12 protein-coding genes are annotated in these 16,784 nt (G+C 35.6%); 8 read left to right on the plus strand and 4 right to left on the minus strand.

The window, feature by feature from the left end:
* The first annotated feature begins 59 nt into the window (after positions 1-59).
* From DXB63_RS10220 to DXB63_RS10230, 3 genes are read left to right on the plus strand one after another with little or no spacing between them, the layout of a single operon-like run.
* Complete coding sequence (locus DXB63_RS10220; protein ID WP_122126321.1) at positions 60-2,267, plus strand: S9 family peptidase; 2,208 nt, start codon at positions 60-62, stop codon at positions 2,265-2,267.
* Complete coding sequence (gene lipA, locus DXB63_RS10225) at positions 2,267-3,127, plus strand: lipoyl synthase (protein WP_122126322.1); 861 nt, start codon at positions 2,267-2,269, stop codon at positions 3,125-3,127. Before DXB63_RS10220 ends, lipA begins: the two co-directional genes overlap by 1 nt.
* 54 nt (positions 3,128-3,181) lie before the next feature.
* Positions 3,182-4,294 (plus strand): hypothetical protein, encoded by a 1,113-nt coding sequence (locus DXB63_RS10230; RefSeq protein WP_122126371.1) that lies wholly within the window; start codon positions 3,182-3,184, stop codon positions 4,292-4,294.
* A gap of 4 nt (positions 4,295-4,298) precedes the next feature.
* On the opposite strand, the gene DXB63_RS10235 is transcribed toward DXB63_RS10230, so the two are convergent.
* Genes DXB63_RS10235 through DXB63_RS10245 form a run of 3 tightly spaced genes read right to left on the minus strand, consistent with a single transcriptional unit; the run spans position 4,299 to position 6,950 of the window.
* Entirely contained in the window at positions 4,299-5,003 is a 705-nt protein-coding gene (locus tag DXB63_RS10235; RefSeq protein WP_122126323.1) for an SAM-dependent methyltransferase, read from the minus strand.
* Positions 5,004-5,024: 21 nt separating this feature from the next.
* Complete coding sequence (locus DXB63_RS10240; protein ID WP_122126372.1) at positions 5,025-6,035, minus strand: gliding motility lipoprotein GldB; 1,011 nt, start codon at positions 6,033-6,035, stop codon at positions 5,025-5,027.
* A gap of 57 nt (positions 6,036-6,092) precedes the next feature.
* Complete coding sequence (locus tag DXB63_RS10245; RefSeq protein ID WP_122126324.1) at positions 6,093-6,950, minus strand: enoyl-ACP reductase; 858 nt, start codon at positions 6,948-6,950, stop codon at positions 6,093-6,095.
* Between the two features lie 377 nt (positions 6,951-7,327).
* Between DXB63_RS10245 and DXB63_RS10250 the strand changes: the two genes are divergently transcribed.
* From DXB63_RS10250 to DXB63_RS10270, 5 genes are all read left to right on the plus strand, one after another.
* Positions 7,328-8,941, plus strand: coding sequence for a glycoside hydrolase family 28 protein (locus DXB63_RS10250; RefSeq protein ID WP_122126325.1), 1,614 nt, complete (start codon positions 7,328-7,330; stop codon positions 8,939-8,941).
* A 110-nt stretch (positions 8,942-9,051) separates the two neighbouring features.
* Positions 9,052-10,260 (plus strand): DUF4861 domain-containing protein, encoded by a 1,209-nt coding sequence (locus DXB63_RS10255; protein WP_122126326.1) that lies wholly within the window; start codon positions 9,052-9,054, stop codon positions 10,258-10,260.
* A 625-nt stretch (positions 10,261-10,885) separates the two neighbouring features.
* The gene (locus DXB63_RS10260; protein WP_122126327.1) at positions 10,886-11,602 is read left to right on the plus strand and encodes a hypothetical protein; all 717 of its coding nucleotides are present in this window, start codon (positions 10,886-10,888) and stop codon (positions 11,600-11,602) included.
* 141 nt (positions 11,603-11,743) lie between these two features.
* Entirely contained in the window at positions 11,744-12,391 is a 648-nt protein-coding gene (locus DXB63_RS10265; RefSeq protein WP_122126328.1) for an HAD family hydrolase, read from the plus strand.
* 474 nt (positions 12,392-12,865) lie between these two features.
* A complete protein-coding gene (locus DXB63_RS10270) occupies positions 12,866-15,043 on the plus strand; it encodes a TonB-dependent receptor (protein ID WP_122126329.1) in 2,178 nt (725 codons plus the stop codon).
* A gap of 177 nt (positions 15,044-15,220) precedes the next feature.
* Here the strand turns inward: DXB63_RS10270 and DXB63_RS10275 are convergent, their stop codons facing one another.
* Positions 15,221-16,534, minus strand: coding sequence for a polysaccharide lyase family 1 protein (locus DXB63_RS10275; RefSeq protein ID WP_158563667.1), 1,314 nt, complete (start codon positions 16,532-16,534; stop codon positions 15,221-15,223).
* Positions 16,535-16,784: the final 250 nt, after the last annotated feature.

The following is a 16,784-nucleotide window of genomic DNA, read 5'->3' on the forward strand; positions in this document are numbered from 1 at the left end:
CATAAAAATACGGGAATTTTATGTAAGTTCGCAGCTGAAATAACTTAAATCGGAAAAGGATGAAAAGAAATTTGTTACTACTGGCAATGGTTATCTGTACATTCTCAGTATTTGCACAAGGCAGCAAAGAGCTGACTTTGAAAGACATAACAAGTGGTGAGTATCGCTCGGAAGGAATGCGTGGACTCACTCCAATGGCAGATGGGGAAACATATCTCCAAATGAATCAAGAACGTACAAAAATCATAAAATACTCTTTTAAGAATGGAAAAGAAATAGAAACCATATTTGATGTAACCACTGCACGGGACTGCAAGTTCAAAACATTCGACGGCTATATACTCTCTCCGGACGAAACAAAACTATTAATTCAGACAGAAACCGCTCCGATTTATCGTCGTTCTTTTACAGCTATCTATCACATCTTTTCTATAAAGAATAATAAATTAGAACCATTATCCGACGGTGGTCCGCAACAAGTTCCGTTATTCTCACCAGATGGACAACAAATTGCTTTCGTTCGTGAAAACAACATCTATTTAGTAAAACTACTCTATGGAAATAGCGAGTCACAAGTTACCAAAGACGGGAAATTCGGTGAGGTGCTTAATGGTATTCCTGATTGGGTGAACGAAGAAGAATTCGGTTATAATCGTGCTTTTGATTTCAGCGCTGACAGTAAAATGATTGCTTTCATTCGCTTCGATGAAACAAAAGTCCCCATGTTCTCTTTCATGCTTTACGAAGGGCAATATCCCACATTAAAACAATATGCCAGCTATCCGGGAACTTATTCCTATAAATACCCATTAGCCGGGATGACAAATTCTACAGTCACAGTACATACATATGATATTAAATCTCATGTTACTCGTAAAATGGATTTGCCGTTAGATGCTGACGGATATATTCCGCGTATCCGTTTTACAAAGGATGAGAATGCCCTTGCTATCATGGCTATGAACCGGACACAAAATCGTCTTGATCTTTATTTTGCCAATCCTCGTTCCACGGTATGCAAATTGATTGTTCGTGACGAAAGTCCTTATTATATCAATGATTTCAATTTTGACAATATTGTATTCTATAAGAACAATTTCAGTTTCCTAAGTGAGAAAAGCGGATACAGTCATCTTTATTGGTATTCAATTGGAGGTAGCCTAGTTAAACAAGTTACTCAAGGAAAATTTGTAGTAAGCAAATTCTTAGGTTGGGATGAAACCAGTAATACATTCTATTATGAAAGTAATGAAGGAAGTCCGGTACGTCGTGCTATCTATAAGGTGGATAACAAAGGGAAAAAGACTAAGCTATCTTCCGGAGAAGGTGTAAACAGTGCAGTATTCAGCACTTCTATGAAATATTATATTAACACTTTCTCAAATCTGTCCACTCCCCCTATTGTTACTTTGAATGATGACAATGGCAAACAATTAAAAGTCTTAATTGATAATAGCGAATTAAAACAAAAAATCGCACAGCTCAACCTTCCGGAAAAGAGTTTATTCTCATTCACTACCTCACAAGGAACGGAACTTAACGGTTGGATGATTAAGCCTATCGGCTTTAATCCTGCTAATAAATATCCGGTCATCATGTATCAATATGGAGGCCCGGGTTCTCAAGAAGTAATGGACAGTTGGAAAATAGGAATTGACCGTGAAGGCATTGGTTGGGAAACATATATGGCTTCACAAGGATTTTTAATCGTATGTGTAGACGGACGGGGAACCGGCGGACGAGGCGCAGAATTTGAAAAATGCACCTATCTGACATTAGGTGTTAAAGAAGCACAAGATCAGGTGGAAGCTGCCCAATATATCGGTAAGCTACCTTATGCTGACAAGAATCGTATCGGGATCTGGGGTTGGAGCTTCGGAGGATATAATACAATTATGAGCATGAGTGAAGGTAGTAATGTATTCAAAGCCGGCATTGCAGTTGCTGCTGTTACCGACTGGAAATATTACGATAGTGTTTATGCAGAACGTTTCATGCGTACACCAAAAGAAAATCCAGAAGGCTACAAAGCATCTTCTGCTTTCACCCGCGCAAACAAATTATACGGTAAATTATTACTTGTACATGGAACAGCTGACGATAATGTTCATTTCCAAAACTGTACCGAATACAGCGAACAATTGGTTCAACTGAATAAACAATTTGATATGCAAATTTATACGAATCGCAATCATAGTATCTATGGTGGTAATACACGTCTACACCTATATACTAAATTGAGCGACTTTATGAAGAGCAATTTATAATGGAACACACCAAAAAACCTGAATGGTTAAAAATAAGCATCGGAGCTAACGAGCGATATGCTCAAACTAAAAAAATCGTAGAATCGCACAAACTCCACACTATTTGCAGTAGCGGAAGATGCCCGAATCTTGGAGAATGTTGGGGTAAAGGCACGGCAACTTTTATGATTGGAGGAAATATTTGTACCCGTTCTTGCAAGTTTTGCAATACACAAACAGGACGACCATTACCACTTGACAAAGAAGAACCTCGTCATGTAGCAGAATCTATACAGTTAATGAAACTGTCACATGCGGTCATCACTTCTGTTGACAGAGATGATTTAGATGATTTTGGGGCTTCACATTGGGCACAAACGATCAAAGAAATCAGAAATCTAACTCCAGAAACAACAATAGAAGTTCTGATTCCCGATTTTCAAGGACGAAAAGAACTTATTGAATTAGTCATTAATGCACACCCGGATATTATCTCCCACAATATGGAGACAGTACGTCGTATCAGTCCTAATGTACGTAGTGTTGCAAATTATGATACAAGTCTAGAAGTTATCAGACAAATTTCGGAAAGCGACATTACCACAAAATCCGGTATTATGGTTGGCTTAGGCGAAACAGCCAATGAAATAGAAGAACTTATGGATGACTTACGAAATGTCGGTTGTAATATACTTACTATCGGACAATACCTGCAGCCCACTCATAAACACTATCCCGTAGCTGAATACATAACACCTGAACAATTTGCCATATACAAAAAAACAGGATTACAAAAAGGCTTTGAGCAAGTGGAAAGTGCACCTCTTGTACGTTCATCTTATCATGCAGAAGAATATTGCAAAATAAAACAAAAGCAGTAGAACCTAACCTATCTGTTAATTGTTAATATAACGAAGTTAATTAGAATGGGGGAAATGAGACGTAGAAAAGCAATACCATTAGCATTTAACATGTCATTCGGATTGATTCCGGTTATACTATGTATGCTATTAAGTGAATTTATATTAGATGAACACGCACTCTATATTAGTTCTCTTGTAGGATTAATATATTCTTTCGGTTCATACTATTTATCACGAAAAAGAATCTATAATTTCGTCCTTTATATATCTACAGGAATACTTATTTTGCTTTCAGCAACGACATTACTTTCTATGCAAATGTTTCCATGGGGAACGTTGCCTTTCACATTGGAAGTAATGATGTTTATCATGAATGCTATTTTATTTTTCGGGCAAAACATAATACGCAGAATATTCAATCTAAAAAAATGTCCGGAATGTGATAGCGTGATATGTAAAAGTCTGGATTCCAGCATTGCATCTGCAAAAGTTATTTCTATAATGGGAATACTTCATTGTATTACTATTGCAATATTCTTAGCTTTTTTTCATCCATTAACAAAAGAGGCAAATCTCATTTTGTTCCAAATTCTACCACCATTTTTATTATTATCCAGCATTATTATAAACCAAATGGGTATCCGATATGCTAACCATGTTTTCTCACAAGAAGAAGAAGTTCCAATAGTGAATAAACAAGGTAACATAATTGGAAGGACCTACTTGTCAGAAGCCCCTATTTATAAAAATGACTTTATTAATCCGGTTATACGTATTGCCTTTATCCATAATGGAATGTTATTTTTGAGCAAAAGAAAAGCCAATTGTATAACAGAAAGTAATAAGATCGATTTGCCCTTGGAAATCTATCTACGTTTTGGAGAGAAAATAGACGAAGGAATTAAAAGACTATTACATTATCCATATCCTGACGGAAGCACTGTTCATCCGAGATTTGGTATAAAACATCTCTTTAAAAATGAAGAAACAAACCGCTTGATATATCTTCATATTGCATATATAGAAGATGAGAAACTACTCCAAAGCCCTTTCTTCCAAAATGGCAAATTATGGACATTCCAACAAATAGAACATAATCTGGGGAAAAATTTCTTCAGTAAATGTTTCGAAGAAGAATATCTTTATCTGAAAGAATCAGTGAAAATCTGGGAAGAATATAAATAATCTTTTATTTATAAATCAAAAAGATACAAGGAATCTTAGATAAATCCGGCAATTTTCCTTGCCATTCCTTTATCGTCTTAGTTTTTATATACTCCTCTTCACAAGTGATATTGGCAGCGATACAAAGTTTTGTCTGAGGACGGCAATTTCGCAATAAATCTTCAGCCATCTTATTGTTCCGATATGGAGTTTCTATAAATAACTGCGTTTGATTTTCATTATAAATACGTTGCTCCAAATATTTTATTGTCTTCACACGATCAATCTGCTCTATCGGAAGATAACCATGAAAAGCAAAACTTTGACCGTTAAAGCCGGAAGCCATAACCGCTAGAATTATGGAAGAAGGGCCAACTAATGGAACAACTTTCAGATTCCTACTTTGAGCAATAGCCACAACATCCGCTCCCGGATCAGCAACTGCTGGGCATCCTGCTTCTGAAATAACTCCCATTGACATTCCTGATTGCAAAGGTTTCAAATAGCCCGAAATATCTTCAGGAGAAGTATGTTTATTCAAAACATAAAAAGTAAGCGAATCTATATCAATATCTTTATCTACTTTCTTAAGAAAACGACGGGCTGAACGTACATCTTCCACTATAAAATGTTTGATACCCCCAATAATTTCTTTATTATAAGAAGGAAGTACAGTCTCTATGGCAGTTTCACCCAAGGTAACAGGCAACAGGTATAACGCAATATCCATATAATACATTTATAGTTGAAATCAGGGTTTGAATTTTGCATCTGTCAGCATTTGCTGATAATCAGTACATTCCAATAACTCCTTTATCCCTGCTTTCTTCTTATTCTTCATATACGAATCAACCAGCTGTGTACCCATCCAAATACCAATCAATGCAGGAGAATTATCTCCAAAAAAGGCTGTGTATGGTGCCGGTTTATTATATTTACGGATTATCATCGGATCAGTTGCAAAAAGATGCCCGTTCTGTAGCATATATTCCCAAATAGCCTTTTTATTGGCCTTACACCATTTAACCTCATCCTCTGTATAATCCAGTTCTTTTTCAACAGAACTATAATTCAAAATCTTGGCAACAACATAATGAATCTTACCGAAATGCATTATCAAATCAAGTAGCGTACGATTCCCATCCATCGGAAACGGATATTCACTCATCAAATAGTATACGAAACAATCAGGTACGATACGTTCTGGCTTCATGCTTTTACGCTGATAATTGTAATAAAAACGTTTATATAAAGGATAATCTTCCCCCATATATTTATCAATGCTAAAGCCGAGTAAACTATCACCGACAACTACCGATTCATTTAATGCTGAAAACTGGGAGTAAACAGAAGGTATTCTAATAAAAGGAACTTCGTGCTTCAATTTCTCGAAGCCATCCGTCAATTCTTTCTCTATATCACTTATATCGTCAAATTTCAGCAATGCATCCTTCATCAACGCCTGCAGTGTAGGATCAGAATAAAAAGTCTTTAGTTTGCCATTTATATTATCCTCATTCACTTCACCCAACCCCAAAATATCCTCTATTAATAATTTCATTTCCATCGGACATTCGGTATTCATCTTTTGTAATGCCGAGAAACTGTTAAACTCTACATAATCATTCAACAGCTTATCAAAACGAATTACAGAAATAGTCATGTTATTATCCTCTTTTTTCTTCTCCTGTACTTTCCACTGACAGGAAGAAAAAAGAATAATCAAACAAAGAAAAGAAAGTCCTATTTTCTGTAATCTCATGTTCATTATATAATAAGGTATAGGGGAGACCAAAACTCCCCTTTTCCCTTTTATTTATTATCCATAAATAATATTTCCATTTTCATCTTTATACTCGTCAAGCCCCTTTTCATAAGTAGCCATGGCACGAAGACTCATACCAACACTGGAGAAACCTCCATCATGATAAAGATTTTGCATCGTTACCTTACGAGTTAAATCAGAAAACATCACAATACAATAATCAGCGCACTCATCTGCCGAAGCATTTCCAAGAGGAGACATTCTATTTGCAAAATCAAACAACTTATCCATACCCTTCACGCCAGATCCTGCGGTAGTCATTGTCGGTGATTGAGAAATAGTGTTAACGCGCACATGATGTTCGCGACCATAAATATAGCCAAAACTACGAGCTATGGATTCAAGCAAAGCTTTTGCGTCCGCCATATCATTGTAACCATAGAAAGTACGTTGAGCAGCTACATAACTCAATGCTAAAATAGAACCATATTCAGAAATAGCATCCAGTTTTTTAGCTGCTTGTATCATCTTATGGAAAGACACGGCAGAAATATCTAAAGTTTTACCTAACATATCATAATCCAAGTCATCATAAGTACGTTTCTTACGAACATTGGGCGACATACCGATAGAATGCAATACGAAATCAATTTGTCCACCTAAAACTTCCATAGAACGTCTGAAAACATTTTCCAAATCTTCCACACTTGTCGCGTCTGCCGGAATTACCTCACAGTGCAATTTCTCCGCCAAAGCAGAAACTTCACCCATACGTACTGCTATCGGTGTGTTTGATAATGTTATGGTCGCACCTTCTTCTACGGCTTTCTCAGCCACTTTCCATGCGATAGATTGCTCATTCAAAGCACCGAAGATAATACCTCTCTTACCTTTCAGCAAATTATAACTCATACCTTTTTATTAGTTAAATTAGGTTGCAAAGATACAAACTTTATAATAAACAAACGAATAAATCAAACAGAAATAAAGGAAAAGACAATATTTCCTATTGAATTATTACGGAATATTTTTCACACCTGACAAATCAACAAAAAATACACCTAAACCAACAAATTGTACACATACAACGGAATAATCCAATTTATATTTGCACATGACAATTAAGAGGTTTTTTCATAGTATTTATTGAAGGTTAGAATTAGGTTAACAGTTTATTACTTTCGTAAGCTACTCGTGAGAGCCGTTTACGAAAGTATAAATAAAAAAACAGCTCAATTGTTCAATCTATAATTTAAATAAAGTATTAACCAAACTTTTAAAGTATACCAATGAACGCACTATTTAAAAAGTATTTTTTATTATCGGCATCTTGCATATTTCCATTAATATGTAGCTGTAAGACAGATGCTCCTCCTGTACAAAAAGCGAATGAAGCATCCATATACCAAGATCTACCATTTAAAATGGATCAGGTAAAACGTCCTTCTTTTCCGGACTACTCAGTTAATATTATTGAATTCGGTGCAAAAAATGACGGTAAAACGCTCAATACAGATGCTATTAATAAAGCGATACAGCAAGTTAATGCCAAAGGAGGGGGTAAAGTAATCATTTCCGAAGGTTTATGGCTGACCGGACCAATTGTCCTATTGGATAATGTAAACCTATATACAGAAAAAAATGCGTTAGTGGTATTTACAAATGATTTCAATGCATATCCTATAGTAAAGACTTCTTTTGAAGGATTAGAAACGCGCCGTTGTCAATCACCTATTTCCTCTAAAAATGTAGAAAACATCGCTATCACAGGATATGGTACATTTGATGGTTCAGGAGATAGCTGGCGTCCGGTAAAAAAGGACAAAATGACTAGCAATCAATGGAAAAAACTAATAAAATCAGGCGGTGTAGTCAGTGAAGATGAAAAGATATGGTATCCTAGTGAAAAATCATATAAAGGTGCGATGGCTTGTAAGAACTTTAACAATCCGGAAGGGATCGAAACTGATGAAGAATGGGATAGCATTCATGATTGGCTCCGTCCGGTTATGGTAAATCTGGTTAAATCAAAAAGGGTACTTCTTGAAGGAGTAACATTTAAGAACTCACCGAGCTGGTGTATCCATCCTCTCTCATGTGAAGATATAACAATTGACAATATCAACGTATACAACCCTTGGTATTCACAAAATGGCGACGCTCTTGACCTTGAGTCCTGCAAAAATGCATTAATTATCAATAGTGTATTTGATGCCGGTGATGACGCTATTTGCATTAAATCAGGAAAAGATGAAGACGGACGAAAAAGAGGCGAGCCTTGCGAGAATGTTATTGTAAAAAACAACATGGTATTACATGGACATGGAGGTTTCGTTGTCGGCAGTGAAATGTCCGGTGGTGTAAAAAATATATATGTAACAGATTGTACATTCTTAGGTACGGATGTAGGGTTGCGTTTTAAGAGTACACGTGGCCGTGGAGGAGTAGTAGAGGGAATTCACATCAGTAATATCAACATGATTAATATCCCTAACGAACCATTATTATTTGATTTATTCTATGGCGGCAAAGCTCCGGACGAAGTAACCGAGGAAGATAGGGAAAATAACAAAGATACCACAGTTCCTCCTGTAACAGAAGAAACGCCGGTGTTTAAAGATATTCATATCTCCAACGTTAGTTGCAAAGGTGCAGGAAGAGCCATGTTCTTCAACGGATTACCTGAAATGAAAATACAGAATGTAAATATTCAGGACGTTATCATTACTGATGCAAGTGAAGGTGCTGTATTAAACAACGCAGACGGAGTAGTAATGAAGAATGTAAGTATTAGCCCCAAACAAGGTCCGGAAGTACGTATGAGAAATGTAAAAAACATTACTATTAATGACAATAAACTACCGGAAGTAGGAAATACAGAAAAGATTATTAGTTTAAAATAAATTATTTTCTTTACTTTGCCATTCTGAATGCGATAAAGTTATCTATGGATGAAACCTGATAACCTTATCGCATTCAGAATTTCATTTTTATAAATTACTATCATAACAACATGAAGAAGATATTAAATTTTACAATTGCATTATGGTGTTCACTCAATATCTTAGCAACAGAGAAGAATGTCACTGTAGAAATTCAAAATAATTGGAAACAAGACAAAACGGATGCCCCGATTGCAATCAAACTTAATGAGATCAGTGTTGGATTCCCAATAAAATCGGCAATAATAAAAGACCAAAACAAGGAAATTCCTTCGCAATTGGATGATTTAAATGGAGACCGCATAGCCGATGAACTAGCTTTCGTTATAGATATGCCGGCAAATAGCAGCAAAAAAGTTACAATTACTTTTTCTTCTGAAGAATCAAACAAACAATATGAATCAAGAGTATATGCCGATATGTTGATTAGTGATAAAAAAGGTAAACATGTACCTATCACTTCACTTACAATTCCCGGAACAAGCAATGTTTATAATCAGCTTCATCATCACGGACCGGCTTTCGAATCCGAATTAGTCATTTACCGAATCTATTTCGACCAGAAACAGACAGTAGATATTTATGGTAAGTTTAATAAAGGCTTCGAACTAAAAGAAAGCGGATTCTACCCTAATGACGAACAACTAGCCAAAGGATTCGGTGATGATGTACTTCGCGTCAGTGGCAGCTGTGGTGTAGGTACACTAAAAGGATGGAATGGTAAAAAAGCAACTCACGTAGAGCCGGTAAGATACCGGACAGAAAGAATTATGGCTGCAGGCCCTATCCGTACGGTTGTTGAGGTAGAAGATAATGATTGGTTATACCAAGGCTCAAAACTCAATATGACTACCCGATATATTCTGTATGCAGGTCATAGAGATGCAGAGGTTTATATTTCTTTTGAAGAACCATTAAAAAAAGAAGTCTTTTGTACCGGTGTACAAGATATTAAAGAATCAGTATCCTTCTCTGATCACAAAGGATTAATAGCATGTTGGGGAACGGATTGGCCGGTTAATGATACCATAAAATACGCCAAAGAAACAGTAGGGCTCGCCACTTACATACCGCAAAAATATGTAAAAGAGGAGGTAAAAGATAAAAGCAATTACCTCTACACCGTAGGTAATGAAGGCCATAACTCTTTCAATTATAATATAACATTTACTTCTATGAAAGAGACATTCGGGTACAAATCTCCTGAAGAATGGTTTGCCTATGTACAAGAATGGAAACAAGAATTAGAGCACCCTTGTACTGTCAAAATTATCAAGTAATATAGCATTTCAAACATACGGTCCTTTGTTCGCAAACGATACTTGTTTGCGAACAAAGGACCGTATGTTTATAAAAAAACAATTATTGCCTTTTCTCCTAACTCTAAAAGGCAATAAAACAGAGATTACTCCAAAACTTCTTTCAATCCTTCAGCGTACAAATTATTGTTTGATTATCAATGCGTTATCCTGAACCTTTCTCCCCCAAAAGTTTCAGCCCGCAAAGAGTCAAAGATATATTTCTCTACAATAAAAAAGAAATGACTGAACCTTTTCATCTTTCAAATCAGCCTATACATCATTCAGGATAATTCATTCATTATCAGTTACTATTTATACAAGCTGAAAGATGAAACTTGCGAAAAGAAACTCCATTTGTCTATTAATAAAAGATCCTTTTTCAATCAACCTTATGTTTTTTAAAAACATCGAGGTGTTTGTGCTCAATCAACCCGATGATTATTTTAAAATCCTTGATGATTAATTTCATACCAACAATACGAAACACCAAATATTACACAGTAATTGCTGATTTTTACACATCAGTATCTACGCTTCAGGCTACCTTTGCCTATGTCAAACGAGACAAAACAAAATTAATTATAAACTTAAAATTTTTACTATCATGAAGAAACAATTACTTTTCGTGGCTGCTTTCGTAGCAACAATGTTTGGAACAGTGAGTGCACAAAACTCTGTGGTTTTCGATGACTGGGAACAAGGAGAGAAAAACATCACTTCAGTAGTAACCAAAGGTATCTTCACTTTTACCGCAAGTGAAAAGAATGCAATGTCTGTTGATGCTAATTCCTCTAAATTTGAAGACGGAGTTACTTATACAACACGTCTGAAAACAGCAGGAACCAGTAAAGACGATGATAGAACTGTAAAAATCGCTTGTCCTTCTGCAGGTACAGTTATTATTGCAGCACGTACAGGTAGCAACAGCGCTACAGACCGTAACATCGTAGGAACATTTAACGGAACAGAAGTTCTTAATAAAATATTATTGGAATCAGAAGCAGAAAAAGAAACCTATACAGATGATAATGGAGAAACAAAAACCAGAAGTATCTATCCTTATGTAAAAGTTAATATTTCAGGAGCAGGTGATTTAGTATTGAGCGCACCAACCGGCTCTATCAACTATTATTATCTTGCATTTGATAATGGTGATACTCCCAATAATATTGCTTCATCAGTTGCAGAAAAAGTAATCATCGGAACAGAATATTACAATGTAGCAGGTGTTAAAATGGCTGAAGCTCAAAAAGGTTTGAACATTGTTAAGAACATCTACGAAGACGGTTCAGTACAAGTTACTAAGACTTATATCAAATAAAGTTTTAATATTCAACACATTATCAGGCGGGGCTTTTACAAGTTCCGCCTTTTTTATCTATATATCTTTATATTTCAAAAATAAAAATTCAACTACTACACCAATTATTTTCTTTAACTTTGCCCCATTAAACGATAATTTATGAAACGACTGGTAATATTCGACCTTGATGGAACACTGCTTAATACGATAGCCGACTTAGCAAACAGCACTAACTATGCACTAAAGCAATGCAGATTTCCACAGCATGATGTTAGTGAATATAATTTCTTTGTTGGTAATGGTATTAACAAACTCTTTGAACGTGCACTCCCCGAAGGAGAAAAGACAGAAGAAAACATCTTATCCGTACGCAAAGAGTTTCTTAAACATTATGATGCTCATAATACCGATTTTAGTACCCCCTACCCCGATATTCCGGAACTTTTACGGGAACTGCAACAAAGAGGATTAATGCTCGCAGTAGCATCAAATAAATATCAAAGTGCCACTCAGAGGCTGATAGCACATTATTTTCCTAACATTCACTTCATAGCAATTTTAGGTCAGAGAGAAAGTATTCCTGTCAAACCGGACCCTATCGTTGTCAACGAAATCATTTCCATTGCCAAGGTAAACCGTGATGAAGTACTATATGTGGGAGACTCCGGAGTAGACATGCAAACGACAAAAAACGCAAAAGTAACCGGGGTAGGCGTAACATGGGGATTTCGCCCAAGACAAGAATTAGAGAAATTCCAACCCGATTATATTGTAGATAATGCCGAAGATATACTAAAATTGATTTAATAAGAAAAGACTTTGCCAAAGAATATAAAGATTGTATATTTGCACCGATTTTAATCGGTGTAAATGAAATATTTGTCTTACATATTAGCTTTATGGGTACTACTACTATCGACAGTTCCTTGTTTTTTAAAAGATGAATGTTTGTTCCAAAGTATGAACGAAGCACAAGAAGAGGCGTGCACTGATAATGATTGTTCTTGCACCGACTGTTGTTGTTCTCCCTTTTTACATTGTAATACTTGCACCGGCTGTCCTGTCCCTAGATTATTTCATTCATTTTCTGTCGTGAGAGTCTTATTAAATGACAATCTCCTTTCTTTTTACAGAGATAAACTGATTCCTCAATTTTCATCTTCTATTTGGCAACCACCAAAGATAGATTAACGTCTGAAAAGTATTATATTAATGTTTAGCGATGAATACTAACTTCATCGTAGAATTGTTATACACTTATTTTTTACCAATAATAGAAATATGAAGATAAGATTTATATTACTGGCAATGTGCATATTGTCAGTACAAAATATATTGTCGCAAAATATATTTAAAGCCATTATAAAAGATAATGAAAGTAAGGACATTTTAATCGGAGTAAATGCTACACTAAACAAAACGACTAATGGAGCAAGTTCTGATGAAAACGGCATAATTACTATATTAAACATACCTGATGGAGAGCAACATATCACATTTAGCTATCTCGGGTATGAAACTAAAACAAAATCATTTTTATTTCCTTTACCAACAACTGATCCTATTGAAATATTCTTAGAGCCGGATGAGGAAATGCTAGAAGAAGTAGTTATTTCATCTACTAGAGGAACACGAACCATTCAAAACATACCAACTCGAGTCGAATTTATATCAAGTGAAGAGTTGGGGGAAAAAGGAAGTATGAAACCTGGAGATATTCGTATGTTATTGAATGAAAGTACAGGAATCATTACCCAACAAACATCTGCCACATCAGGAAATGCAGCTATTCGTATACAAGGTTTGGATGGCAGATATACGCAAATATTAAAAGATGGTTTTCCGGTTTTTGCAGGTGCAGCTAGTGGATTGGGGCTATTACAGACTCCTCCTCTTGATTTAAAACAAGTTGAGATTATCAAAGGGGCAACATCTACTTTATATGGTGGTGGTGCAATAGCTGGTTTAGTAAACCTAATATCCAAAACACCAGAAGAAAAAAAGGACTTAAGCCTACATTTTAATGGAACATCAGGAAAAGGCTTGGATGTAAGTGGATTCTACGGTCAACGATTTGACAAAATCGGAACAACTATTTTTGCTTCATATAATAAGAATTGGGCCTATGCCCCCTCGAATACGGATTTTACAGCGATTCCCCAATATGACAGATACGTTCTTAATCCGAAATTATTTCTTTATTTCACAGAAAACACGCAAATGAGCATAGGATTAAATACTATGTTTGAAAACCGTTTAGGAGGAGACATCCAATATATCAAAGGTAAAGGAGGTGATGTACATTCTTATTTTGAGAAGAACAAAACTCAAAGACACTCTACGCAACTGACATTCAAACATAAATTCAATGAAAAAAACAGGTTGGATCTAAAAAACAGCGTAACTTATTTCAAAAGAAATATAAGTATACCCGATTATTCCTTTGAAGGTACTCAGATTTCAACGTTTAGCGAGCTATCATATATACATACTACCAAAAAATCAGAGTGGGTTGCAGGATTAAATCTTTGGACGGACAAATTCAATGAAAAGAAACTAACAGATTTTCAACTAAGGAATTATAACCAAACCATAATGGGCGCTTTTATACAAAACAACTGGAGAACAACGAAATGGCTCAATCTTGAAACCGGGTTAAGAACAGATTATGTCCCCAATTATGGAATAGCCGTACTTCCTCGTATTTCTGCCCACTTCAAAATAACTGATAAATTCTCATCACGCCTAGGTGGTGGATTCGGATATAAGGCTCCAACTATCTTTACGGAAGATAGCGAACGTTTACAATATCAGTGTGTGTTACCAATTGACAAGAACAAAAATAAACTTGAAAGAAGTTACGGGGTGAATATCGATTTTAACTATGTCACCTCATTCTGTGAAGGGGACATAACATTTAGCGTCAATCAATTATTCTTTTATACGTATCTTGATACCCCCCTTTTACTGCAATCTTCGGAAAACGGATTATACAGACTCAATAATATAACGGGCAACATGGACACTAAAGGTGGGGAAACAAATGTGAAGATCGGATATAAAGATTTCCATTTATATCTAGGATATACTTTTACAGACACCCACACTACTGAGAATTCTGTAAAGTACGAGAATATACTGACCCCAAAACATCGTTTAAACGGTATATTAATGTATGAAGTAGAAGATAAATGGAAAATTGGTTTGGAAGCATACTATTTCAGCCCTCAGAAATTAAGTGAAGGATTGAAAGGAAAACAATATGTTGTCTGTGGATTCATGATTGAAAAAATATGGGAACGATTTTCTATATATGCCAATTTTGAAAATTTCACAGACAGACGACAAACTCGTTTTGATACAATCTATACAGGCAGTATTTCTAATCCTGTTTTTCGGGACATTTATGCTCCATTGGATGGATTTGTTATGAATGGCGGTATAAAGCTGAGATTTTAAAAGTAGTTTAAAAATCACAGAGAATATCATTTAAGAAAGAGAAAGAACTTACCCCTGTTACAAAGCTGTAGCAGGGGTAAATCTTTTAATATAAATTTTTCAGAACAGTTTCTACAATACTAAAATTAGAGAAAGATATTCTGTAAATAGTAAATAAGTTTCAAAAGGTCTGCATTCTTACTTTATAACCATTTTTGCCGCCTCAACAGAACCATCATTATAAATACTACGAACGATATTTATCCCCTTCATCGGAGCTGATAACTTTAAACCGCTAAAATCATAATATTCTATTGCTATAACTTCTTTATTGCCATCTACTATTTGAATAAAAGTAGGTCCATCAATCTTACCCACTCCACAATAAACAGGAACAATATCCGGAACCTCAGACGCAGCATCAGCCTTATATGTATAAGGTGGACGATAATCAGAAGTTGGGATCTCATAAAGTTTATCATATTTCACTCCTTCTTCTGCATACTCTTGCGGGATTCTCTTACAATTCTCAAAGATGAGATCCACTAGTGTGGCTCCTTCCCCCTCACCGCTTGGCATTACCGGAGATTTCACATCTTTAAAATAACAGCCTTCAATATATGCAATGGCACCACTACGCAAATCATAACCATCCTGACAATTCTCTTGCAGATTATTATAATAATGATAGGTACCACCACGCTGCAAGGGTAAGCGAGAACCTTGTATGTTCAAAAAATAGTTGTGATGCATGGTAACAGTACGAGGATACATATCCGAATTTCCCTTACCACTCAGACAAGCCTTACTGTGTTCATGGAATTTACACCAAGAAATAGTTGTATATTGCACATTATTCTTCATATCAAGTAATCCGTCATAACGGTCTTTATTTACACCGTTCTCATTAAAGAATTCACAATGGTCTATCCAATAATGATGTCCATAATCAGTCTTTGCGCTTGTTTTGTCCGCCTGAATACTGATACAATCCGGATCACCAAGTACGACTTCCGCACCATCTCTCCAAGCAATCACTTTATTCTCACCACTTTTCACAACTGGAACATCTTTCATCGTAAACTTAATATTCCGAATAATTATATTACTCTGCGTTTGGATAACCAATCCTATACGATTGAAAAAAGCATCGTTCCCTACGCCTAACAATGTTTTGTTAGAACCTACTTTTAATATTTCACCATAAGTAGAAGCCGTACCGGAAGTAGAAATATGTCCGTCTCCATCAACAAAGCACGGAGTATCAGTCGTAAACTCTTTAGTAATCAAAATAGTATAAGGAGTAGTAGCATCCTCAACATATCTTTTTAATTCAGTAAAAGTAGCGGGAGTAACAATTTCTCCATCTGCGCCACCGGTTGTACCACCCTTTTGATAAAAACTGCCTTCGCCCTCCATTGCAGCATATCCAACCATTGAAAAATCCGGTTGTGCATATAATAAGGAACTACCCAACGTAAAGGTCAAAAATAAAAGTAACTTGTTTTTCATGTTATTCTTCATTTTAAAATTAATATTTTCCTGAGTGCTAAATTACTGGATTACATCCATAGCTATTGGTAAATTTTGTTTTTTGAAGGGGAAATATTATCCAAGTGAAGATGTTAAATACTTAGTCAGCAAAACAATAATAACATTTAGAATTTGCTGATTTATCTGCTATTTCTTTTCTTTGCGTATCAATAAACGGGTATAAAGAAACCCCTATAAATTTCCGCTTAATACCATGAACGAATCAAAC

It is taken from the genome of Bacteroides sp. OM05-12, from assembly GCF_003438995.1.
Classification (GTDB): domain Bacteria; phylum Bacteroidota; class Bacteroidia; order Bacteroidales; family Bacteroidaceae; genus Bacteroides.